Annotated in this window: 17 protein-coding genes; 9 read left to right on the forward strand and 8 right to left on the reverse strand. The window is 68.0% G+C overall.

Going from position 1 to position 21,979, the window contains the following annotated elements:
* Window positions 1–570: 570 nt before the first annotated feature.
* Window positions 571–945 (reverse strand): DUF4124 domain-containing protein, encoded by a 375-nt coding sequence (locus ACZLIB_RS02935; protein ID WP_478469128.1) that lies wholly within the window; start codon window positions 943–945, stop codon window positions 571–573.
* Between the two features lie 80 nt (window positions 946–1,025).
* On the opposite strand from ACZLIB_RS02935, the gene pssA reads away from it, so the two are divergent.
* The 3 genes from pssA to rimI are packed head-to-tail and all read left to right on the forward strand — an operon-like array spanning window position 1,026 to window position 2,799.
* On the forward strand, window positions 1,026–1,802 hold the full coding sequence (gene pssA / locus ACZLIB_RS02940) for a CDP-diacylglycerol--serine O-phosphatidyltransferase (protein ID WP_019660986.1): 777 nt from the start codon (window positions 1,026–1,028) through the stop codon (window positions 1,800–1,802).
* Entirely contained in the window at window positions 1,799–2,305 is a 507-nt protein-coding gene (locus ACZLIB_RS02945) for a hypothetical protein (RefSeq protein WP_478469129.1), read from the forward strand. The genes pssA and ACZLIB_RS02945 overlap by 4 nt, the downstream gene beginning before the upstream one ends.
* Entirely contained in the window at window positions 2,302–2,799 is a 498-nt protein-coding gene (rimI, locus tag ACZLIB_RS02950) for a ribosomal protein S18-alanine N-acetyltransferase (protein WP_049400289.1), read from the forward strand. Before ACZLIB_RS02945 ends, rimI begins: the two co-directional genes overlap by 4 nt.
* Before the next feature lie 142 nt (window positions 2,800–2,941).
* On the opposite strand, the gene ACZLIB_RS02955 is transcribed toward rimI, so the two are convergent.
* From ACZLIB_RS02955 to ACZLIB_RS02975, 5 genes are all read right to left on the reverse strand, one after another.
* Window positions 2,942–3,763, reverse strand: a complete 822-nt coding sequence (locus ACZLIB_RS02955) for an EamA family transporter (RefSeq protein WP_197615413.1) — start codon at window positions 3,761–3,763, stop codon at window positions 2,942–2,944.
* Window positions 3,764–3,884: 121 nt separating this feature from the next.
* Complete coding sequence (locus tag ACZLIB_RS02960; RefSeq protein WP_478469131.1) at window positions 3,885–6,713, reverse strand: valine--tRNA ligase; 2,829 nt, start codon at window positions 6,711–6,713, stop codon at window positions 3,885–3,887.
* A 33-nt stretch (window positions 6,714–6,746) separates the two neighbouring features.
* A complete protein-coding gene (locus ACZLIB_RS02965) occupies window positions 6,747–6,938 on the reverse strand; it encodes a YqaE/Pmp3 family membrane protein (RefSeq protein WP_014035920.1) in 192 nt (63 codons plus the stop codon).
* Window positions 6,939–6,957: 19 nt separating this feature from the next.
* Window positions 6,958–7,383: a DNA polymerase III subunit chi gene (locus ACZLIB_RS02970; RefSeq protein WP_005415211.1), complete on the reverse strand. Its 426-nt coding sequence runs from the start codon at window positions 7,381–7,383 to the stop codon at window positions 6,958–6,960.
* An 82-nt stretch (window positions 7,384–7,465) separates the two neighbouring features.
* Window positions 7,466–8,944, reverse strand: coding sequence for a leucyl aminopeptidase (locus tag ACZLIB_RS02975; protein WP_478469133.1), 1,479 nt, complete (start codon window positions 8,942–8,944; stop codon window positions 7,466–7,468).
* 104 nt (window positions 8,945–9,048) lie between these two features.
* On the opposite strand from ACZLIB_RS02975, the gene lptF reads away from it, so the two are divergent.
* The 3 genes from lptF to ACZLIB_RS02990 are packed head-to-tail and all read left to right on the forward strand — an operon-like array spanning window position 9,049 to window position 12,161.
* Window positions 9,049–10,131 (forward strand): LPS export ABC transporter permease LptF, encoded by a 1,083-nt coding sequence (gene lptF / locus ACZLIB_RS02980; RefSeq protein ID WP_032128008.1) that lies wholly within the window; start codon window positions 9,049–9,051, stop codon window positions 10,129–10,131.
* Window positions 10,128–11,234 carry an LPS export ABC transporter permease LptG gene (gene lptG, locus ACZLIB_RS02985; RefSeq protein WP_478469134.1) on the forward strand — a complete coding sequence of 369 codons (1,107 nt, stop codon included), beginning with the start codon at window positions 10,128–10,130 and terminating at the stop codon, window positions 11,232–11,234. Before lptF ends, lptG begins: the two co-directional genes overlap by 4 nt.
* Window positions 11,235–11,288: 54 nt before the next feature.
* Complete coding sequence (locus ACZLIB_RS02990) at window positions 11,289–12,161, forward strand: hypothetical protein (protein ID WP_132809146.1); 873 nt, start codon at window positions 11,289–11,291, stop codon at window positions 12,159–12,161.
* A gap of 54 nt (window positions 12,162–12,215) precedes the next feature.
* Here the strand turns inward: ACZLIB_RS02990 and ACZLIB_RS02995 are convergent, their stop codons facing one another.
* Window positions 12,216–12,707 carry an RDD family protein gene (locus ACZLIB_RS02995; RefSeq protein ID WP_189720553.1) on the reverse strand — a complete coding sequence of 164 codons (492 nt, stop codon included), beginning with the start codon at window positions 12,705–12,707 and terminating at the stop codon, window positions 12,216–12,218.
* A gap of 56 nt (window positions 12,708–12,763) precedes the next feature.
* On the opposite strand from ACZLIB_RS02995, the gene xerD reads away from it, so the two are divergent.
* Both xerD and ACZLIB_RS03005 read left to right on the forward strand, forming a co-directional pair.
* Window positions 12,764–13,741 carry a site-specific tyrosine recombinase XerD gene (gene xerD, locus ACZLIB_RS03000; protein WP_423163240.1) on the forward strand — a complete coding sequence of 326 codons (978 nt, stop codon included), beginning with the start codon at window positions 12,764–12,766 and terminating at the stop codon, window positions 13,739–13,741.
* A gap of 100 nt (window positions 13,742–13,841) precedes the next feature.
* Complete coding sequence (locus tag ACZLIB_RS03005) at window positions 13,842–14,627, forward strand: DsbC family protein (RefSeq protein ID WP_478469136.1); 786 nt, start codon at window positions 13,842–13,844, stop codon at window positions 14,625–14,627.
* An 82-nt stretch (window positions 14,628–14,709) separates the two neighbouring features.
* On the opposite strand, the gene ACZLIB_RS03010 is transcribed toward ACZLIB_RS03005, so the two are convergent.
* Window positions 14,710–16,809, reverse strand: coding sequence for a glycosyl hydrolase family 18 protein (locus ACZLIB_RS03010; RefSeq protein WP_478469138.1), 2,100 nt, complete (start codon window positions 16,807–16,809; stop codon window positions 14,710–14,712).
* A gap of 913 nt (window positions 16,810–17,722) precedes the next feature.
* On the opposite strand from ACZLIB_RS03010, the gene purL reads away from it, so the two are divergent.
* Window positions 17,723–21,607: a phosphoribosylformylglycinamidine synthase gene (gene purL, locus ACZLIB_RS03015; RefSeq protein WP_478469140.1), complete on the forward strand. Its 3,885-nt coding sequence runs from the start codon at window positions 17,723–17,725 to the stop codon at window positions 21,605–21,607.
* Window positions 21,608–21,979 lie beyond the last annotated feature (372 nt).

Raw genomic sequence — 21,979 nt, forward strand, 5'->3', positions numbered from 1 at the left:
TTCTGCCAGCCCGGCCGGGGGGAGGGGTATCGGCAGGGCTGCGCCCTGCACCCGCCTCAAGCAACGTCAACAGCAACAGCAACAGCAACAGCAACAGCGGGCTTACTGTGGGATGGCGGGGTGGGTCCGGTGGCAGGGGACGCCGTAAACCCGTCCATGGGGGCTTGGTCGCGGCATCCATGCCGCTCACACCCCTGCCACCGGACCCACCCCGCCTTCGACAGTTTCCTGCGAGCTGCCTGCATTTCTGTAGAGCCGAGCCATGCTCGGCTGCTGTTCGATCAATTCTCGAACTATTCGATTTCCATGGAGATTCATCCACGCATGGCGTGGATCCAGCGTGTCGACCAAGGTCGACACCTACCAACAGCAGCAGGAAACTGTCAGAGGTGGGGCGGTGTCGGGTTGCGGGGTGTCAGCCGCATGGATGCGGCTGCCAAGCCTACAGGGACGTACTTGCGGCGTCCCCGCACTCCGACACCGCCCCGCCATTCCACGGAATGCCCGCTTTTGACGTTGCCCTTGCCATTGCCTCTGCGGGTGCAGGGCTGCAAGCCCTGCCGATAACCCTCACTCCGCCGGGCAGTAGGCCTTGATGGCGGCTTCAGCCAATCCCTTCTGCGCGCTGCGCTGCTCCGGAGCCAACGGGGTATCGGCCTTGCCATCACCATCGGTGTCCTGCATCACCTGGCCGCCGCCGTCCAGCAGGGCCAGGTTGGCGCGGGCGGTGCTGCACTGCTCGGGCACCGGCGCGGCCGGGGTCTCGGCGCTGGCCGCCGCCTGGGGACTGCGCGCCTGCGCCCGGGTCTCGAACTTCCTGCCCGCCGGCGGGGTCTCCGAGTACTGGGTCACGCCATTGGCGTCCTCCCATTTGTAGACCGGGCCGGCCACGGCGTTGGCACTGGCCAACAGCAGCAGGCATCCAAGGCAGGACAGGGCACGCATGGCAAACTCCACGGAATGGGCGTAGAACGCCGATTGCAGCATTGGCGCCGAGCACTGGCAAGTCGATTAAACTGGATTCCATGGACCCGATCACACCGCCGCCGCGTTCGCGCACGATTTACCTGCTGCCCAACCTGTTCACCACCGCCGGCCTGTTTGCTGGCTTCTACGCGATCATCGCCGCGGCCAACGGGGACTTCGTCAACGCCAGCATCGCCGTGTTCGTGGCGGCGGTGATGGATGGCCTGGATGGGCGCGTGGCGCGCCTGACCGGCACCAGCAGCGAATTCGGCGTGCAGTACGACTCGCTGGCCGACCTGGTCAGCTTCGGCATGGCCCCGGCGCTGGTGATGTACCACTGGTCGCTGTCGTGGCTGAAGTTCGACGACCCGCTGCTGGGTCGCGTCGGCTGGGCCGTGGCCTTCCTGTATGCCGCCTGCGCGGCGCTGCGCCTGGCCCGCTTCAATACCCAGGTAGCGGTGGTCGACAAGCGCTGGTTCGTCGGCCTTGCCAGCCCGGCCGCGGCCGGCCTGATGATGTCCTTCGTCTGGGCGTTCGCCGATGGCAACCTGGGCTGGGACGGCAACCAGCTGCGCTACGTGGCGCTGGCGGTGACGATCATCGCGGCGCTGCTGATGGTCAGCCGCATCCGCTTCTGGAGCTTCAAGGGCGGCGGCGCCAAGGGCACCCGCTCCGACCGCGTGCCGTTCCTGGTACTGGCCCTGGTGCCAGTGGCGATCGCCATTGCGGTCATCGACCTGCCGCGCGTGCTGTTCGCGGTGGGCATCCTGTATGCCTTGTCGGGCCCGGTGATGTGGGCCGTGCAGCGCCTGCGCAAGAAGCCCGAGGCCGCGTGAGCGAGGACCTGCCCGTGCTGTGGTCACCGGCCCAGCAGGCCTGGCTGCAGGGCATGGGCTATACCGTCTATCACGACGGCCAGCTGGCCGCCGAGCTGGATGCCGCGCTGCAGCTGAGCGTGGCCGACGCCGAGGCGGCTGCCACACCAGCGGCGGAGCAGGCGCGGGCGCCAACCGCACCCGCGCGCGAACCTCTGGCTGCGGCCGCACCGGTTTCCCGCCAGGAACGCCCGGCGCCAGCGCGTCGCGAGACCCCGGTCAGCGCACCGGACACCGCGCCCGCGGCTGCCCGGCCGCTGCCTGGCAATGCCCGGCAGCCGGTGGTGCGCCTGCCGGATCGCCTGCAGATCGCCTTGCTGCGCGCATCCGGCTGCAATCCCAATGATCCGGCCACGCAGGCGCTGATGGATAGCTGGCCGCTGGACCAGCTGCGTCAGGACCCGGCCGCCAAGCGCGCGCTGTGGCCGCAGCTGCGCGCCCTGCGCAAGCGGGGCACGCCATGAGTGCGGTCAGCCAGCCCGGGCCGGTCAGCCTGCGCGCACTGCGCGAGAGCGACCTCAACGCGGTGATGGCGATTGAAGTGCGCGGCTATCCGTTTCCGTGGACCCGCGGCATCTTCGTCGACTGCCTGCGCGCGGGTTATCCGGGCCTGGCCATGGAACGCGATGGCCAGCTGATCGGCTATGGCGTGCTCAGCATCGCGGCCGACGAGGCGCATGTGCTGAACATTTGCATCGACCCGCTGACGCAGTCGCGTGGGCTCGGACGTCAGTTGCTGCGCGCGCTGGTACAGCTGGCCGGCGACCGCGGGGCGCAGCGTGTGTTCCTGGAAGTGCGTCCGTCCAACACACCCGCGCTGGCCTTGTACCACAGCGAAGGCTTCAACGAGATCGGTCGCCGCCCGCGTTACTACCCGGCCGCACAGGGCCGCGAAGACGCGGTGGTGATGGCGATCGAACTGGTCGACGGCGACCTGCAGGCGATGCCGCCGCTGTAACGGAGCAGGGTTGCCGGCCAGCGGCCAGCACTACCGGTAGCCGGCAACCGGGGGTGGCAGGAATGCGCCGACCAAGGTCGGCTGCTACCAAGGCGTGCAATGGCTTGTCCGGTAGGTGCCAACCTTGGTTGGCACGCTTTCCTCACGCCAGCCGCAGTGCCAACACACCGCCGACGATCAACGCCGCCGCCAGCCAGCGCGCGCGCGGAATCCGTTCGCGCAGCAGGAACACCGAGATCAGCAACGCGAACAGGATCGACGATTCGCGCAACGCCGAGACCATCGCCACCGGCGCCTGGGTCATTGCCCACAACGCCATCGCATACGAGGTGGTGGTGCCGACGCCACCGGCCAGCCCCAGCGGCCAGTGCTGCCGCGCATAGTCCAGCACCGCGCCGCGGCGCGTGTACAGCGCCCACAGTGGCAGTGGAATGCCCGACAGCAGGAACAGCCACAACGTATAGCTGAGTGCGCTGCCGGACTGACGCGCGCCCTGCGCATCGACCAGCGTGTAGGTGGCGATCATCGCCGCGGTCAGCAGCGGCAGGCGCAGCTGACCGCCACGTGCACCCAGCGCCATGCACAGGATGCCGGTGCTGACCAGCACCACGCCCAGCCACGCCGCCGGTGGCAGCTGCTCGCCCAGCAGGGTGCCCGCCAACGCGACCAGGATCGGCGCGCTGCCGCGCATCAGCGGGTAGGCCAGGCTCATGTCGACCTGCTGGTAACAGCGTGCGACCAGGCCGTAGTAGGTCACCTGCAGCAGCACCGACGCGCTCAGCCACGGCCAGCTGTGCGCGGCGGGAAATGGCAGGAAGGGCAGGGCGGCAGCCGACAGCAGCGCGGCACTGCCGGTGACCAGCACGGTGCCGAGGAACTTGTCCGGCCCGCGCTTGACGATCGCGTTCCAGCTGGCGTGCAGGGCTGCAGCGGCGAGAACCAGCAGGAAGATGGAAAGCGGCATCCAGCGATGATGCCATGCGCGGGAAATGTAGAGTCGAGCCATGCTCGACTGCTGCCATGAGTCGAGCACGGCTCGACTCTACAAAAGGAAACGCCGGGCAGTACCCGGCGTTTCCCGGCACTTACAGCTTCGCGCGCTGCTCGCGCAGGCCGGCCAGCTGGGTGTTCCAGTCGACCAGGCGCACGCGTTCCTGCTCGACCACCGCCGGGGGCACCTTGTCGGTGAACTTGGCCAGCTTGGTTTCGCTCTTCTCCTGCTCGCCTTCCACGCGCTTGATCTCCTTGTCCAGGCGCGCGCGCTCGGCATCGAGATCGACCAGGCCTTCCAGCGGCACCAGCAGCTTCAGTTCACCGACGATCGCGGCGGCAGCCGGCGGTGCACTTTCGCCTTCAGCCAGCCACTGGATGCTGTCCAGCTTGAGCAGGAACGACAGCGAGGCGCTGAAACGTTCGATGCGCACGCGGTCCTGCTCCAGACCGGCCTGCAGGCGCAGCGGCACCAGCTTGGACGGCGCGACGTTCAGCTCACTGCGCACGCGGCGCACGGCACTGATCACGGCCTTCAGCCATTCCACGTCGGCCTCGGCCTGGGCGAAATCGCCTTCGAACTCGGCGGCGGTCGGGTACGGACGCAGCGACAGCGTGGTTTCGGCCAGGCCCAGGCGCGGGGCCAGCTGCTGCCACAGCTGTTCGGTGATGAACGGCGTGAGCGGGTGCAGCAGGCGCAGCAGCGCTTCCAGCACGTACAGCAGAGTGTGGCGGGTGCTTTCGGCGTCGGCGGCATCGGCACCATTCAGTGCCGGCTTGCTCAGCTCCAGGAACCAGTCGCAGAACTCGTTCCAGGCGAACTCGTACAGGCACTGCGCCAGCAGGTCGAAGCGGTAGTTGGCGTAGTGGCCCTGCGCCTCGGTGGACACCGCCGCCAGGCGCGCAAGGATCCAGCGCTCGGCATCGGTGCGCGGCGTCGGCACGCCGGTGAACGTTGCACCCTCGGTGTTCATCAGGGTGAAGCGGCTGGCGTTCCACAGCTTGTTGCAGAAGTTCTTGTAGCCCTCGGCGCGGTTCATGTCGAACTTGATGTCGCGGCCGTGGGTGGCCAGCGCGGCGATGGTGAAGCGCAGCGCATCGGCACCGTGGGCAGCAATGCCGTCCGGGAATTCCTTGCGGGTGGCCTTCTCGATCTTCTCCACCATCTTCGGCTGCATCAGGCCGCCGGTGCGCTTGGCGACCAGATCGTCGATGGTGATGCCGTCGATGATGTCCAGCGGATCGAGCACGTTGCCCTTGCTCTTGGACATCTTCTGGCCCTGGCCGTCGCGGATCAGGCCGGTGAAGTAGACGTCCTTGAACGGGATCTTCCCGACCAGGTTGTCGGTGGCCATGATCATGCGCGCCACCCAGAAGAAGATGATGTCGAAGCCAGTGATCAGCACCGACGACGGCAGGTAGCGGTCGAAGCCGCGCTCGGCCATGGCCTGTTCGCTCGGCCAGCCCAGGGTGGAGAACGGCCACAGCTGCGAGGAGAACCAGGTCTCCAGCACGTCGCTTTCCTGGTTCAGCACCACGTCGCTGCCCAGGTTGTGCTTCGCCCGCACTTCCTCTTCGCTGCGACCGACGTAGCAGCTGCCGGTGGCTTCGTCGAACCACGCCGGAATGCGGTGGCCCCACCACAGCTGGCGGCTGATGCACCAGTCCTGGATGTTGTTCATCCAGTGGCGGTAAGTGTTGATCCAGTTCGGCGGCACGAAGGAAATGCTGCCGTCTTCGACCAGCTCCAGGCCACGCTTGGCCAGGTCGTCCATCTTCACGAACCACTGGTCGGTCAGGTACGGCTCGATCACCTGGCCGGTACGGTCGCCACGCGGCACCTGCAGCTTGTGCGCCTTGGTCTCGACCAGAATGCCCAGGTCTTCCAGCTCGGCCAGCACGGCCTTGCGCGCGGCGTAGCGGTCCAGGCCCTGGAAACGCTCCGGTGCGTTTTCGTTCAGCGCCGCCACCGGGGTGAACAGGTTGATCATCGGCAGGCTGTGGCGCACGCCCACTTCGTAGTCGTTGAAATCGTGCGCCGGGGTGACCTTGACCACGCCGGTGCCGAACGCGCGGTCCACGTAATCATCGGCGATCACCGGCACGCGGCGGCCGGTCAGCGGCAACACCACGCTCTTGCCGATCAGATGTGCATAGCGCTCGTCTTCCGGGTGCACCATCACCGCGGTATCGCCCAGCAGGGTTTCCGGGCGGGTGGTGGCGACGACCAGGTAGTCGCGGGTTTCGCGCAGGGTTTCCACGCCGTCGGCATCGCGCTCGACGTGTTCGTAGCTCAGGCCCTCATCCAGCGTGTAGGCGATCGACCACAGGAAGCCGTCTTCCTCGGCGCTCTCCACTTCCAGGTCCGAGATCGCGGTCTTCAGCACCGGGTCCCAGTTGACCAGGCGCTGGCCGCGGTAGATCAGGCCCTGCTCGTACCAGCGCACGAAGGCTTCGTTGACCGCCGCCGACGGCTGCGGATCCATGGTGAAAGTGCTGCGCGACCAGTCGGCGGAAGTGCCGAGGCGGCGCATCTGGCGCTCGATGGTGTCGCCGGACTGCTGCTTCCACTCCCAGACCTTGCCGATGAAGCCTTCGCGGCCCAGCGAATCGCGGGTCTCGCCCTTGCCTTCCAGCGCCAGGTTGCGGCTGACCACCATTTCGGTGGCGATGCCGGCATGGTCGGTACCGACCTGCCACAGCGTGTCGTAGCCGCGCATGCGGTGATAGCGCACCAGCGCATCCATCAGGGTCTGCTGGAAGGCATGGCCCATGTGCAGGGTGCCGGTCACGTTCGGCGGCGGCAGCAGGATGGTGTACGGCTCGCCCGTGCCGGACGGCTTGAAGTGGCCGGCCTTCTCCCAGGCCTCGTAGAGGTCGGTCTCGAAGGACTTCGGGTCGTAGCTGGAGGCGAGTTGGGTCATGCGGGGGAACCGGTAATCAAGGCGGAAGGGAGATCAGCGCGACCCGAGGGCGCGCCGGATCTTCTGGTCGGTGTGGTACTGGCTGACCGCGTAGGCGGCCCAGATGGCGGCGGGCAGCCAGCCGATCAGGGTGATCTGCAGGATCAGGCAGACGATGCCGGCCAGCGGTCGGCCGATGGTGAAGAAGGACAGCCAGGGAAGAATCAGGGCGATCAGCAGGCGCATCAAGGGGTCCTCGCTGGGCTTACATGTCGTGCTTGTTCAGGTCGTACCCGGCGGCCTTGTACTGGCGCCAGCGCTCGCGCAGCGGTTCGCGCGCTTCCGGATCGGCCGGAACCACTTCCAGCACGCGCTCGCACTGGCCCAGCCAGGGCTCGTCGCGCAGGTTGATCACCAGCGGACGCGCCGGTGCCTCGGTGCCGGGCACGGCGATCAGCACCAGGGCCTCTTCCTCGTCCATGTCTTCCCCGGCGATCTGGTGCGGGATGTAGGCATCGTTGTCGAACGCCCACAGCAGCTCGTCCAGTTCCTCGGCCTGGGCCTGGTCGCGGGCCAGCACCAGGGTGAACAACCCGGCGTCGTTGGCCTTGCGCGCCAGTTCGCAGACCAGGCGCAACGGCTCGGTCAGGAAGCGGGGCTTGGCGATCAGGTAGAAGTCGGCGCGGGGCATGGCAGGGTCCGGGTCAGGCAGGGGCCCGGCAGTGCCGGGCGAGGCCCTGGCCGGCGGGCGCCGGCCAGGGTCGGGTACGGCATCAGGCGCGGGCGGCCTGGTCCAGCAGCCACTGGCTCAGCAGGCCGACCGGGCGGCCGGTGGCCATGCCACGCTTACCTTCATCGCTGGCCACGCCGGCGATGTCCAGGTGGGCCCAGCGCTGGCCTTCGGCGAAGCGCGACAGGAAACAGCCGGCGGTGATCGCACCGGCCCAGCGGCCGCCGATGTTGTAGACGTCGGCGAAGGTCGAATCCAGCATCGGCTGGTACTCGTCCCACAGCGGCAGGCGCCAGGCGCGGTCGAACACCTGCTCGCCGGCGGCCAGCAGCTCGTTGGCCAGGTCGTCGTGCTTGCTCATCAGGCCGGCGGTCTGGTGGCCGAGGGCGACCATGCAGGCACCGGTCAGGGTGGCGACGTCGACCAGCGCGGCCGGCTCGAAGCGCTGCGCGTAGGTCAGCGCGTCGCACAGGATCAGGCGGCCTTCGGCGTCGGTGTTGCCGACTTCGATGGTCTTGCCCGACATCGAGGTGATCACGTCGGACGGACGGTAGGCGTTGCCGTCGATGGCGTTCTCCACCGCCGGCACCACCACCACCAGGTTCAGCGGCAGCTTGGCCTTGACCGCAGCGACGAAGGTGCCGATGACGTTGGCGCCACCGCACATGTCGTACTTCATCTCCTCGATGCCGCCCTGGGTCTTCAGGTTGACGCCACCGGTATCGAAGGTGATGCCCTTGCCGACCAGCACGTACGGCTTGGCGTCGCCGCCATTGTTCCACTTCAACACGACCAGGCGCGGGCGGTTGGCCGAACCACGGGCCACGGCCAGCAGCGAGCCCATGCCCAGTGCTTCCATCTGGTGCTCGTCGAGGATCTCGGCTTCGGCACCGTCGTGCTCGCCGGCGAACTTCACACCCACTTCGGCCAGATGGGCCGGGGTGCAGTAGTTCGGCGGCAGGTTGCCCAGTTCGCGGGCGAACTCGACACCGGCGGCGATGGCCTGGCCCTGGGCCAGGGCCTGCGCGTCGTCACCGGCGATGGTCAGCTGGGCCAGGCCGGCGTCGTCGGCCTTCTTCTTGCCCAGGGTGGCGGTGTAGCGGTACGCGGCATGATCGGCGGCGATCACCGCCTGGCGGATCGCCCAGGCCGCGTCGCGGTCCTTCACCGCCACTTCGGACAGGGTGAACAGTGCGCTGCGGGCAGCGCCGGCCTTCAGCGCGCGCACGGCGTCGCCGACGGCCTTCAGGTACTGCGGCACGCCGAAGCGGGCGGCTTCGCCCAGGCCGACCACCAGCACGCGCGGGGCGGTCACGCCCGGCAGGTCATGCAGCAGGGTGGTGGCGCCGGTCTTGCCGGACAGGTCGCCGCGCTGGGCCAGGGCGGCCAGGCGGCCACCGCTGGCGGCGTCCAGGGCCTGTGCGGCGGGGGTCAGGGTATGGTCGGCATACGCGCCAACCACCAGGCAATCGACGGTGGCGGCGGCCGGAGCAACGTGGTTCAGGGTGAATTCGAGGGCCATTGAGCAGATTCCATTGGCGAGTCCGTACAATCGCAGGCCGTTTACGCCCAGACAGTAGACTGGGCGGCACCGCGAACGAACCCCAGAGTTTAAACCACCGCCCCATGCTGAAGCTCGACCGATACCTGCTGGGCGATTTCGTCCAGAGTTTCCTGGCTACCCTGATCGTCCTGCTGGTGGTCAGCGTGGGCGGCGTGCTGGTGGACATCCTCGGCAACATCGCCGACGGGCGCCTGCCGGCCAAGCTGCTGTTCTCGCAGCTGGGCCTGCAGTTCATCGCCTACCTGCCGCTGATCCTGCCGCTGGCGCTGATGCTGGGCCTGCTGCTGGCCATCGCGCGCCTGTACCGCGACTCGGAAATGGCGGTGATCACCGCCATTGGTGTCGGCCCCAAGCGACTGCTGCGGCCACTGCTGATGCTGGTGGTGCCGGTGGTGGCCCTGGTGGGCGCCTGCTCGCTGTGGCTGGGCCCGTGGGCCGGCCGGGTGGCCGAGCAGATGATCATCGAGGCCAACCGCAGCGTGCTGATGGCCGGTCTGGAGCCGGGCCGCTTCACCCCCCTGCCCAACGGCGGCGTGGTCTACCTGTCCTCGATCTCGCCCGATGGCACCCAGCTGGGCAAGGTGTTCCTGCAGCGCCAGAAGGATGACCGCCTGGAGGTGGTGTCGGCCAATGGCGGCCGCATGTTCTTCGAGGGCACCCGTCAGCGCTTCCTGGAGCTGGATGACGGCCACCAGGTGGAAGGGCCGGTGGCTGGTGGCCTGGACTACCGCCTGGCGACCTTTGCCCGCAATGACGTGGCCCTGCCCGATGGCGCGCAGACCCGCACCGAGGATGACCCGGAACTGATGCCGACCCTGCAGCTGATCGGCGATGAGCGTCCGCAGGCGCAGGCGCAGCTGCACCGCCGCCTGGCGCCGCCGCTGATCGCGCTGGCGTTCGCCCTGCTGACCGTGCCGCTGGGCCGCAGCTCGCCGCGCCAGCAGCGCTACGGCCGCATGATGCTGGCGCTGATGGCCTACATGGTCGGCACCAATCTGATGTTCATCGGCAGCGGCTGGATCGCCAACGGCAAGATCCCCCCTGCGCTTGGCCTGTGGTGGTTGACCCTGCCGTTGCTGGCGCTGGCAATCTGGATGTATGCACGTGATGGCCGCTTGGGCCGCCCGAAGGGAGCCCGCGCATGAGGCTGCGCCCGATGCGTTTCGACCTGTACCTGGGCCGGTCGGTGTTCACCACGGTGCTGCTGACCTGGGCCGTGCTGGTCGGCCTGGACGTGGTGATGGCGTTCTCCGGCGAGTTCAAGGACATCGGCAAGAACGGCTACACGCTGGGCCATGCCGCCGCCTGGGTGCTGTACACGGTGCCACGCCGCGCCTACACCATGTTCCCCACCGCCGCGGTGATCGGTGCACTGATGGGCCTGGGCCAGCTGGCAGCGACCTCGGAGCTGACCGCGCTGCGTGCGCTGGGCCTGTCGCGCAAGCGCCTGAGCGTTTCGGTGGCGATCGCGCTGTCGCTGCTGACCGCGGTGATGGTGTTCAGCGCCGAGACCCTGGGCCCCTGGGGCCAGGACCGCGCCGATGCGTTGAAGTCCAGCGCCAAGTGGGGGCGGGATATCGCCACCAGCCGCTACTCGGGCCTGTGGGCACGCGAGGGCGATACCTTCCTCAACGCGCAGAGCGGCGAGGAGCAGCTGGTCGGCGACAAGGGCACGCGCCTGATCCTGCGCGACGTGCGCCTGTACCGCATCGCCGAGAATGGGGGCATCGCCTCATTGACCCATGCCGACACCGCCGAGCATGACAGGGATGGCTGGGTGCTGACCGGGGTACGTCGCGATACCTTCGGCGAGCGCTCGGCGACCCGCCAGGAAATCGCGCGCGAACCGTGGAATTCGAAGCTGGATGCGGCCGCATTGGCCACCGGCATCGCCAAGCCGCGCAACCTCAGCCTGGCCGAACTGAGCACCAGCATCACCTACCGGCAGCGCAACGGGCTGGACGCGCGTGACTTCGAGGACGTGTACTGGAGCCGCTGGTTCTACCCGTTGAACGTGCTGGCGCTGTGCCTGGCGGCGGTGCCGTTCGCGTTCGGTTCGCTGCGCAGCGGCGGCATGGGCAAGCGCCTGTTCCTGGGCATCCTGTTCGCGCTGGGCTTCTGGCTGCTGCAGCTGTTCTTCGGCCGCATGGCCGGCGCGCTGAAGTTCGATTACCGCATTGCCTATGCGCTGCCACCGATCGTGATGCTGGGAGTGTCCGGACTGCTGTTCCGGCGCAAATCGGGTTGATTCCCAGGGAGCCGGGCAAGGCCCGGCTGTTTCCGTTTCACTTCAAGGACGAACATGAGCTTCCAACGCTTTCTGCCGTACATCGCGGCCGTGCTGCTTTCTGCCGGCTGCAGCCGGTCCACCGTCGACTTCGAGATCGACAACCCGACGGATGCACCGCTGACCTTGTCGGTCGACCAGCAGGTGCATACCCTGCCGCCGCACACCTCCATGCCCCTGGTCCTGGAGCCGGGCCAGTACCGGCTGCAGAGCGAGAAAATCGGCAGCGTACGCATGGTTGTCTACGCCGACGGGATCGGTGGGCTGATCAACCCGGCCATGGCCGAGTACGTGATCGTCACCGAGCAGTACGTCACCAGCAAAACCAATACCGGCAACCTGGCATCGAAGATCGAACTGAACGATGTGGAGATCGAGGGTCCCTACGTGAAGGCGACCGGCTTCTTCATTCCGCGCCGCTGGGACGCAGGACTGAAGGGCGAGCTGCCTGACACGGTGGTCTCCAGCAGCCCGGATACCTCGTCCGACTACCGGACCAAGCTCTACAACGTGCCTGGCTTCTTCGAATACCTGGATGCCGGGGACGAGCTGAAGGAGGCTTTCGGGCCGGATGGCTACCGGCCGCCGGCAGCATCGGTGGCTTTCACTGCCGCCCAGCTGCCGCCGCTTCCGGCGGCCTATGAGGCCCAGGGCAAACCGATGCGCGAGCTGTACGCGCAGTACCTTGCCGCAACCGATGCAGGCGAGCAGAAGCGCCTGAAGAAGGCCAGCCTGAAACTGTGGCAGGAGTTCGTGAAGACCCGTGCGCAGTTGAGCGGACAGTCGCCGGTGGCCGATGACGTGCAGGCCAATGCGTTTGCGTCCGCCTTCTTCGACCTCTGGACGCAGCCGGCGGTGATCCTGCCGGACCCGGCGCCAGCCGGCTGATCGCTGCGTTGATCGTGTAGAGCCGAGCCCATGCTCGGCTCTACACGTGGTGCATCACTGCTTCGGCATGCGCATCAGGCGGGTGCCGCTGGCGCGGTCGTGCCAGGTCAGGCGGTCGCGGTCGACCCATGCCCACCAGAACCCCAGTCCACCCAGCAGCAGCGACAGTGAGCCCACCGCGAAGCGCAGCCACAGTTGGCCGCGCCGCAGCGGCGTGCCATCGCTCGATTGCAGTTTCAGCCGCCACGGTCGCATGCCCAGCGTCTGTCCGCCACGGCGCCAGCTGGCCGTGGCGTACCACCCCGTGATTCCCCAGCACACCGCCCACAGCAGCCACTGCCAGGCACTGAACGGTGCGATGTTCTCGCGCTGCGCGTGGCCGCTGAAGGTGTAGGCGAGGGTGAACAGCGTGCCGGCCAGCATCCACAGCGCCAGCACCGGCAGTGCGTCGTAGACCATCGCCAGCACGCGCCAGGCCAACAAGGCACGTGGGCGGGGCATTTCGGTAGCGGCCGCAGGGGCCGTGTCGGTGGCGGGGCGGGACATGCGCCGAGCATACGCAAAGCTGGCCGCGCCCGCAGTGGCCCTCGTATCCTGCACCCATGGCCCTTGTTTCCACCCCCGCCGAACGCCGCCAGCTGGTGCAGCAACTGCCCGAGCTGCGCGCCGACGACAGCGCGCGCATCCAGCGCTTCCTCGATGCGATCTGGGCCGAGAACGGCCTGGCCCGCGCCACCCTCGACAGCTACCGGCGCGACCTGGAAGGGCTTGCGCGCTGGATGGATGGGCGCGACGGTGGCCTGGCCGGCATCGAGCGCCCGGGGCTGTTCGATTACCTGGCCTGGCGCACCCGGCATGGCTGGTCGCCGCGCAGCAATGCGCGCCTGCTGTCGGCGCTGCGCGCGTTCTTCGCCGATGGCGTGCGCCGTGGTGAACGCAGCGAGGACCCCAGTGCACTGCTGGACCCGCCGAAGCTGCCGCGGCTGTTGCCGAAGGCGCTGGCCGAAAGCCAGATCGACGCACTGCTGGCGGCGCCGGACATCGACAGTCCGCTGGGCCTGCGCGATCGCGCCATGCTGGAGCTGATGTATGCCGCCGGCCTGCGCGTGAGCGAGCTGGTGCTGCTGCCGGCCACGGCAGTCAACCTGCGCCAGGGCGTGCTGCGGGTCACGGGCAAGGGCAGCAAGGAGCGGCTGGTGCCGCTGGGCGAGGAATCGCAGCACTGGCTGGAACGCTACCTGCAGCAGTCGCGGCCGCAGCTGGTCGGCAGGGGCAGGGTGCAGGCACTGGCCGATGGGCAGACGCCGTTGTTCGTCGAGCCGACGCTGCATGCGCTGACCCGGCAGGCCTTCTGGCACCTGGTCAAGCGCCACGCGCAGGTGGCCGGTATCGACCCGGTGCGGATCAGCCCGCATGGCCTGCGCCACAGCTTCGCCACGCATCTGCTCAACCGTGGCGCCGACCTGCGCGCGCTGCAGATGCTGCTCGGCCACAGCTCGCTGTCCACCACTCAGATCTACACCCTGGTGGCGCGCGAGCACCTTCAGAAACTGCACGCCCGCCATCACCCGCGCGGCTGAGCAGCGGCCTGAACCCCGGCCTCGGGCTGTGCGCACCATCGCGGCCGGGTACGGGTGGCTGTGTCAGAATCCGGGGTCTTCTTCTGCTGCGGACCGCTCCATGCTCCGATTTGCCATCGCCGCCGTGTTCGGTGCGCTCAGCCTGACCGCCTGCGCCCAGCCGGCTCCGCCGGCCGCCAAGGCACCCGCCGCGGCTGCGGCCAAGGCCGCCCCGGCCGCCAACGCTTCGGCCGACCAGGCCGTACGCGCCGCGCTGACCGCCCTGAATCCCGGCTTCCAGGTGGACTACATCGGCGCTGCGCCGTTCCCCGGCTTCCGCGAGGTCGTGGTCTCCGGCCAGTTGCTGTACGTGTCCGACGATGGCCGCTACCTGTTCCAGTCGCAGCCCTACGACACGCGTGCCAAGGGCCCGGCCAACAGCGAAGGCCTGCTCGGCTACCGCCGCGACCTGCTGGCCAAGGCCAACCACGGCGACCGCATCGTGTTCGCTGCGCCCAATGCCAAGTACACCATCAGCGTGTTCACCGACATCGAGTGCGGCTACTGCCGCAAGCTGCATCAGGACATCGCAGAGCTCAACCGCAACGGCATCTCGGTCGAGTACCTGGCATTCCCGCGCATGGGCCTGGGCAGCAAGGACTACACCGACATGATTTCGGTCTGGTGTGCAGCGGATCGCCGCCAGGCCCTGACCAACGCCAAGCGCGGTGGCAGTGTGCCGGCCAAGAACTGCACCAACCCGGTGGCGATGCAGTACGCGCTGGGCCAGCAGTTGGGCGTGAACGGCACGCCGGCGATCTTCGCCCCGGACGGCATCCAGCTGGGCGGTTACCTGCCGCCGGCGCAGCTGCGTGCGGCGCTGGAAAAGCTGTCGGCCAAGCGCTGACCGGGAATGCCGCCGGGCCATGCCCGGCGGATGCATCAATCGAACGAGGCCGGGGATGCGTGTCGCATCCCCGGCTTTTCTCTTATTTCAGGCCATCACTGACCGCCTTGGTCAGCGTGCCCTGTGCATCGTCGCCACTGAACTCCCAGACGAACGCGCCGCCCAGGCCCTGGGTCTTCACGTAGCCCATCTTGCGGGTGATGTTGGCCGGGGTGTCGAAGCTCCACAGCGTGCTGCCGTTGTAGATCCAGGTGGCACCGGCGGTGTTGTCGGTGTAGCCCGGCCACGCCAGGTTCTTCAGTACCTTCCAGTCTTCGATGCCGGCCTCGTAGGTGCCCGGGGCGGCGCCGGTCGCGGCCTGGTACAGGCCGTTGTTGGCGTTGGCCACACCGGTCCAACCGCGCCCGTAGTAGCCGATGCCCAGGTTGAGCTTGGCGGCGGGCACGCCACGGCTGATGAAGGCCTCGATGGCGTCGTTGCTGTTGTAGAGCTTCTGGTCGCCGGTGGACGGATCATTCGGCGAATCGAACAGCGCCGACTGGTGATTGGTCTTCGCATCCCACGCGCCGTGGAAGTCGTAGGTCATCACGTTGATGTAGTCCAGGTACGGGTGGTACGCGGCCGGATCAGTGACGCGGATCTTGTCGATGCCGGCACCCACCGCCACCGTCAGCAACAGGCCCGGACGCACCGCATCGAGCTGGCGGCGGAACTCGGCCATCAGCGCGGTGAAGTTGGCGTTGTCCTCCGGCTTGCCGCATTCGATGCCACAGGCCACCGGGTACTCCCAGTCGATGTCGATGCCGTCGAACACGCCCAGTGCGGCACCAGCGCCACCGGCACCGTCGGTCACCGGCAGGTTGCCCTTGATATAGGCGTCGATGCACGAGGCGACGAAGGCCTGGCGGTTTTCCGGACGCGCCGCGCTGGAGAAGCCACGCGACCAGGTCCAGCCACCGAGCGAGATCAGCACCTTCATGCCCGGGTACTTGGCCTTGAGCTGCTTGAGCTGGTTCCAGTTGCCGCGCAGCGGCTGGTCCCAGGTATCGGCGCTGCCGCTGACACTCTCGGCGGCACTGAAGGCCTTGGTGTAGTCGGCGAAGGCATCGCCACCGGCACCGCTGTTCGGATCCGACGGCTGGGTGATGCCCACTTCGCAACGGTTGTTGCGCACGTTGCCGAACGCGTAGTTGATGTGGGTCAGGCGTGCGGCCGAGCCACTGCTGTCGATGTTCTTGACCCGGTAGTTGCGGCCGTAGATGCCCCACTGGGTGAAGTAACCGATCACCCGCTTGCCGGTGGTGCCGCCGTCGCCGGCCAGCGTAGTGGCGCTGATCTCGGTGCCCTGGGCCGAGGCGTTGCCGGCGTTGTCGCGGGCACGAACCCGGTAGCGGTAGGTGGTGGAGGCAGTCAGCCCGCCATCGATGTAGCTGGCGCTGGACGGTGAACCGACCAGGCTGCCGTTGCGGTACACGTCGTAGCCGGCCACGCCGCTGCCACCGGTGTTGTCGGTGGACGGGCTCCAGCTGAGCGCGATGCTGTTGGCGGTGCGGGTGCCGACCGCCAGCCCGCCCGGCACGCTCGGTGCGGTGGTATCGCCACCGGCGGCGTTGACGGTGATGGTGATGGTCGCGGTGCTGGTGGTGGCGTTGTTGTTGTCGGTCGCGACTGCACGCAGGGTGTGGCTGCCGGCGCTGGCATTGGCCCAGCTGGCCGCGTACGGCGCACTGGTGGCCACGCCCAGCGTGCTGCCATCGCGGAAGAACTCGACCTTGGCGACGCTGCCGTCCGGATCACTGGCGTTGGCGGTCACGTTGACCGTGCTGCCGGCGCTGAAGGTGGCGCCGTTGGCCGGCGAGGTCAGGCTGACCACCGGCGGCTGGTTGCTGCCGCTGCCATCGCAGGCACCGAGGTTGGTGTAGTAGGGCGCACCGGCCGGATGGTCCGGCGGCGCGTTCCAGATGTCCTGGTTCGCCCGATAGAGGACGCCTCCTTTCTGCAGGGTATCGCCGGCCCGGTAGATCTTGGCCTGGTCCCACTGGGCCACCCCGGCACAGCTGGCGGCCTGCGCCAGGCCGGGCAGGGCGGCGGTACCGGCGGCCAGGGCAAGCAGCCAGGCCAGGCGGCGGGGACGACAGCTTCGGGTCGAACGTTCGGCACTGCGCACAATCGGGTCGTACATGGGTAAGTCTCCGATCAAAGGGCGCGCGGGCCCCGATGGCGCCGCGCGTGACGCAGGTCCGGGCGTCGCCGGGGAAGGCGACGGAGGGGGCGGACGGAGGTACCTGGGAGGCCGGGGAGAGAGTCCGGCGCCAGGTAGGGACAACGTTGTCATCAATCGTGTGGTCAATCCGTGAGCGAGTGCATGGTTCGGGGATTTGGCGGAGAGCGGCGCTGCGCGCGGTCGGCGGCCATCGGCGGAGCCCCTCGTGGCTGGGGCTTTCCGCGAAAAGCAGATTTCTGGGGGTTGGCCGGGCGGGTGGGCTGCGCAGGGGACGCTGCAAGTACGTCCCTGTAAGCTCGGTCGCCGCTTGCTCTTGCGCGCAGTCCTGCACGCGCGGCAAGGCCAGGGTTGGGCGTCCTGCCCAACCCGCCCGAGGCATGCCTCGGGCCCATGCGGCTCACGCCCCTGCGCAGCCCACCCGCCCGGCCACGGACAGGTTCCTGCGCGGCCAGCCACGGAAGACAGAACAGAAAATCAAAGGCAGAAGCCGGTCGCTTCGCTCTTCAATGCCTGATTTCTGAAATTTCCCTGGTTGCCGGCCAGCGGCCGGCACTACCGGGGAGCATCCACGCATGGCGTGGATCTACCGCAGATCGCGGAAATCTGTCGAAGGCGGGGTGGGTCCGGTTGCGGGGGCGTGAGCCGCATGGATGCGGCGATCGAGCCTCCATGGACGGATTCACGGCGTCCCCCGCAACCGGACCCACCCCGCCATCCCACGGAATGCCCGTTGTTGCTGTGGCTTTTGCCTTTGCTCTGGCTGTGGCCTTGGCTTGGGCGCCTCTGCGGGTGCCGGGCGCCGCCCGGCCAAAGCCCTTCCCCCGCTTCCGGTACAATGTCGGGCCCGTTTCCCAACTACGGTTCCCCGGACATGATGGTCCTTGAGGGCGCGCCCGCCCTGTCGCCGTTCCGCCGCGAACGTCTTGAATCCCGCCTGCAGTCCATCGCTCCCTCCCTGCGTATCAGCGGTGCCTGGCACGTCTACTTCGTGCAGCCCGAAGGCAGCGCCGCCCCCGACCTGATCACGCTGTGCCGCATCCTCGAAGCTGCGCCGCAGGCCGAGGCCGTGGCCGAAGGTGCGGTCAGCCGCATCGTGGTGCCGCGCCTGGGTACGCTGTCGCCGTGGTCGAGCAAGGCCACCGAACTGGTCCGTGGTGCCGGGCAGCCGGTCAGCCGGGTCGAGCGTGGCCTGCGCATCGACGTGCAGGGGTGGCCGGCCGATGCCGCCGCCCAGCAGGCGCTGGTCAAGGCGCTGCACGACCCGATGACGCAGTCGGTGCTGGAGACCGTGGAACAGGGCCTGGCGCTGTTCTCGGCGCCGGCCCGCGGTGAACTGGAACGCGTGCCGGTGGACCAGCTGGAGGCCGCCAACCAGCGCCTCGGCCTGGCCATGGCCCAGGACGAGATCGACTACCTGCGCGAACGCTTCACCGCGCTCGGCCGCGCGCCGTCCGACGTCGAGCTGATGATGTTCGCGCAGGCCAATTCCGAGCACTGCCGCCACAAGATCTTCAACGCCAGCTGGACCATCGACGGCCAGGAACAGGACCGTTCGCTGTTCCGGATGATCAAGAACACCCACCAGCAGACCCCGCAGCACACGCTCAGCGCGTACAGCGACAACGCCGCGGTGATCGAAGGCCATCCGGCGTCGCGTTACCGCCCGGATCCGGCCAGCGGCGAATACCGCCGCGAGCCGCAGGTGCCCAGCGCGTTCCAGATCAAGGTGGAAACGCATAACCATCCGACCGCGATCGCGCCGTTCCCGGGTGCCTCGACCGGCAACGGTGGCGAGATCCGCGACGAAGGCGCGACCGGCCGCGGCGGCAAGCCGAAGGCGGGCCTGTCCGGGTTCTCGGTCTCGCACCTTCGCATTCCCGAGCTGCCGCAGCCGTGGGAAGCGCCGCGCGCGCTGAACCCGCGCATGGCACCGGCGCTGGAAATCATGACCGACGGCCCGCTTGGCGGCGCCGCGTTCAACAACGAGTTCGGCCGCCCGAACCTGCTCGGCTACTTCCGCAGCTTCGAGCTGCCGGAAGGCGCCGATCTGGTGCGTGCCTACGACAAGCCGATCATGCTGGCCGGTGGCCTCGGCGCGATCGACCGCGTGCAGGTCGACAAGATCCAGCTGCAGGCCGGTGATGCGGTCATTGTGCTCGGCGGTCCGGCGATGCTGATCGGCCTGGGCGGCGGTGCCGCCAGTTCGGTGGCCTCCGGCGAGAGCGCCGAGGACCTGGACTTCGCCAGCGTGCAGCGCGACAACCCGGAAATGGAGCGCCGCTGCCAGGAGGTCATCGACCGCTGCGTGGCGATGGGCGCCAACAACCCGATCAAATTCTTCCACGACGTCGGTGCCGGTGGCCTGTCCAATGCCATCCCGGAACTGCTGCACGACTCCAAGGTCGGCGGTGTCATCGACCTGGGCAAGGTGCCCACCGATGATCCGTCGCTGTCGCCGATGCAGCTGTGGTGCAACGAGTCGCAGGAACGCTACGTGCTGGGCGTGGCCCAGGAGCGCCTGGCCGAGTTCGCCGCACTGTGCGCCCGCGAGCGCTGCCCGTTCGCTGCGGTTGGCGTGGCGACTGCCGAGGAGCACCTGGTGGTGGCCTACGGTGCCGTGCCGGGCCATACCCCGGCCGATGCGCCGATCGACCTGCCGATGGATGTGCTGTTCGGCAAGCCGCCGAAGATGCACCGCGACACCGCGCACCCGCCGGCCCCGCGCTGGCCGGCGCTGAAGACCGGCGGTCTGGACCTGCAGGAAGCCGGCCTTCGCGTGCTCGCGCACCCGACCGTGGCCTCAAAGAACTTCCTGGTCACCATCGGTGACCGCAGCGTCGGCGGCCTGACCGCACGCGAACAGATGGTCGGCCCGTGGCAGCTGCCGGTTTCCGACGTGGCGATCACCCTGGCCGACTTCGACGGCGTGGCCGGCGAAGCGATGTCGATCGGCGAGCGCACCCCGCTGGCCCTGCTCGACGCCGCTGCTTCGGCACGCATGGCGGTGGGCGAAGCGTTGACCAACCTGTGCGCGGCCCCGGTCGATGCGCTGGATGAGATCAAGCTGTCGGCGAACTGGATGGCCGCGGCCGGCCACCCGGGCGAAGACGCGCTGCTGTACGATGCAGTGAAGGCGGTGGGCATGGAACTGTGCCCGCAGCTGGACATCAGCATCCCGGTGGGCAAGGACTCGCTGTCGATGCAGGCGCAGTGGCACGACCAGGGCGAAGCGCACAAGAGCGTGTCGCCGGTGTCACTGGTGATCTCGGCGTTTGCGCCGGTGGCTGACGTGCGCCAGCAGCTGACCCCGCTGCTCGACCGCGACGTGGAAAGCGAGCTGTGGCTGATCGGCCTGGGCGCCGGCAAGCAGCGCCTGGGCGGTTCGATTCTGGCCCAGGTGCATGCCGACCACGCCGATCTGCCGGCCTTTGCCGGTGCCGCGCCGGACCTGGACGACCCGCAGCGCCTGCGTGGCTTCTTCGAGCTGATCCGCGATGCGCGCCAGTCCGGCCTGCTGCTGGCCTATCACGACCGCAGCGACGGCGGCGCCTTCGCTGCGCTGTGCGAAATGGCCTTCACCTCGCGCCTGGGCCTGGACATCACCCTCGATGCCTGGGGTGATGATCCGTTCCGCAGCCTGTTCAACGAAGAGCTGGGCGCGGTGGTGCAGATCGCGCGCGAAGACCGTGCTGCGTTCGCCGACCTGGTCGAGCGCCATGCACTGACCGAATGCGCGCAGCGCATCGCCAAGCCGACCACCGCACCGGTGGTGCGCGTGTCGCTGGGTGGCGAGAACCTGGCCGAGTGGCGCTGGGACGCGCTGTTCGATGCCTGGTGGTCGGTCACCCACGCCATGCAGAAGCGCCGCGACAACCCGGCCAACGCCGACGCCGAGCGCGAGATTGCGCGTTCCTTCACGGCGCCGGGCCTGAAGCCCAAGCTCAGCTTCGACCTCAACGAGGACGTGGCGGCGCCGTTCATCAGCACCGGTGCGCGCCCGCGCGTGGCCGTGCTGCGCGAGCAGGGCGTGAACGGCCAGATTGAAATGGCCAACGCCTTCGAACGTGCCGGCTTCCGCGCGTTTGACGTGCACATGAGCGACCTGATCGAAGGCCGCGTGGCCCTGCAGGACTTCACCGGCCTGGTCGCCTGTGGTGGCTTCAGCTACGGCGACGTGCTCGGTGCCGGCCGTGGCTGGGCCACCTCGATCCTGGAGCGCAGCGCGCTGCGTGATGCCTTCGCTGCGTTCTTCGCCCGCGAGGACAGCTTCGCGCTGGGCGTGTGCAACGGCTGCCAGATGATGAGCCAGCTGAAGGGCATCATTCCGGGGGCCGAGCACTGGCCACAGTTCCGCCGCAACGCCAGCGAGCAGTTCGAAGCCCGCACTGCGTTGCTGGAAGTGGTGGAATCGCCGTCGATCCTGCTGCGTGGCATGGCCGGATCACGCCTGCAGGTGGCGGTGGCGCATGGTGAAGGCCAGGCGGTGTTCGACAACGCCGTTGACCAGGCCGCCGCACGCGTCTCGCTGCGCTACATCGACGGCAATGGCAACGTCGCCAGCCAGTACCCGCTGAACCCGAACGGTTCGCCGGACGGCATCACCGGCCTGACCAGCAGCGACGGCCGCGTCACCATCATGATGCCGCACCCGGAGCGCACCCCGCGCGCGCTCAACCTGAGCTGGGCTCCGGCCGAGTGGCAGGGTGACTCGCCGTGGATGCGCATGTTCCGCAACGCGCGGGTGTGGTGCGGCTGATCGCACTGCATCGCGCAGGCCTCAATGCCATCGCGTATGGAAAAACCCGCCGTTGATCGGCGGGTTTTTCTTTGCGCGCTTGAAACTCCAGTCGCGACCGCTAGTTACATGCATTTTCATGCGTCGAGGAATCGTCACGCATGCATAACAAAATCCTTTCATAAACACGTGAAATAGTGATGTGCTTCACGGCAATAGGATTTGCTGTGTCAAAGTCTTGACGATCTGCAAAGTTGCCGTTAACACTTGAACCCCGTTTCAGAATCATTCATTTCGCAGTAACCGCTTGGCGCACGCGCTCGGTTTTCTGTCGCTGCGCGCCGTTCGGCAATACCCCGCAGTAAATCACGCGAATAAACGCCCCCAGGGGAC

Source organism: Stenotrophomonas sp. 220_Sma, from assembly GCF_056487375.1.

Coding starts and splice junctions, on each gene's coding strand:
- ACZLIB_RS02975 (WP_478469133.1), bottom strand. CDS start 8,944: ATGGCCCTCGAATTCACCCTGAACCACGTTGCTCCGGCCGCCGCCACC.
- ACZLIB_RS02960 (WP_478469131.1), bottom strand. CDS start 6,713: ATGACCCAACTCGCCTCCAGCTACGACCCGAAGTCCTTCGAGACCGAC.
- xerD (WP_423163240.1), top strand. CDS start 12,764: ATGGCCCTTGTTTCCACCCCCGCCGAACGCCGCCAGCTGGTGCAGCAA.
- ACZLIB_RS02995 (WP_189720553.1), bottom strand. CDS start 12,707: ATGTCCCGCCCCGCCACCGACACGGCCCCTGCGGCCGCTACCGAAATG.
- ACZLIB_RS02970 (WP_005415211.1), bottom strand. CDS start 7,383: ATGCCCCGCGCCGACTTCTACCTGATCGCCAAGCCCCGCTTCCTGACC.
- ACZLIB_RS02955 (WP_197615413.1), bottom strand. CDS start 3,763: ATGCCGCTTTCCATCTTCCTGCTGGTTCTCGCCGCTGCAGCCCTGCAC.
- pssA (WP_019660986.1), top strand. CDS start 1,026: ATGGACCCGATCACACCGCCGCCGCGTTCGCGCACGATTTACCTGCTG.
- ACZLIB_RS02935 (WP_478469128.1), bottom strand. CDS start 945: ATGCGTGCCCTGTCCTGCCTTGGATGCCTGCTGCTGTTGGCCAGTGCC.
- lptF (WP_032128008.1), top strand. CDS start 9,049: ATGCTGAAGCTCGACCGATACCTGCTGGGCGATTTCGTCCAGAGTTTC.
- ACZLIB_RS02990 (WP_132809146.1), top strand. CDS start 11,289: ATGAGCTTCCAACGCTTTCTGCCGTACATCGCGGCCGTGCTGCTTTCT.
- ACZLIB_RS02965 (WP_014035920.1), bottom strand. CDS start 6,938: ATGCGCCTGCTGATCGCCCTGATTCTTCCCTGGCTGTCCTTCTTCACC.
- purL (WP_478469140.1), top strand. CDS start 17,723: ATGATGGTCCTTGAGGGCGCGCCCGCCCTGTCGCCGTTCCGCCGCGAA.
- ACZLIB_RS03010 (WP_478469138.1), bottom strand. CDS start 16,809: ATGTACGACCCGATTGTGCGCAGTGCCGAACGTTCGACCCGAAGCTGT.
- ACZLIB_RS03005 (WP_478469136.1), top strand. CDS start 13,842: ATGCTCCGATTTGCCATCGCCGCCGTGTTCGGTGCGCTCAGCCTGACC.
- rimI (WP_049400289.1), top strand. CDS start 2,302: ATGAGTGCGGTCAGCCAGCCCGGGCCGGTCAGCCTGCGCGCACTGCGC.
- lptG (WP_478469134.1), top strand. CDS start 10,128: ATGAGGCTGCGCCCGATGCGTTTCGACCTGTACCTGGGCCGGTCGGTG.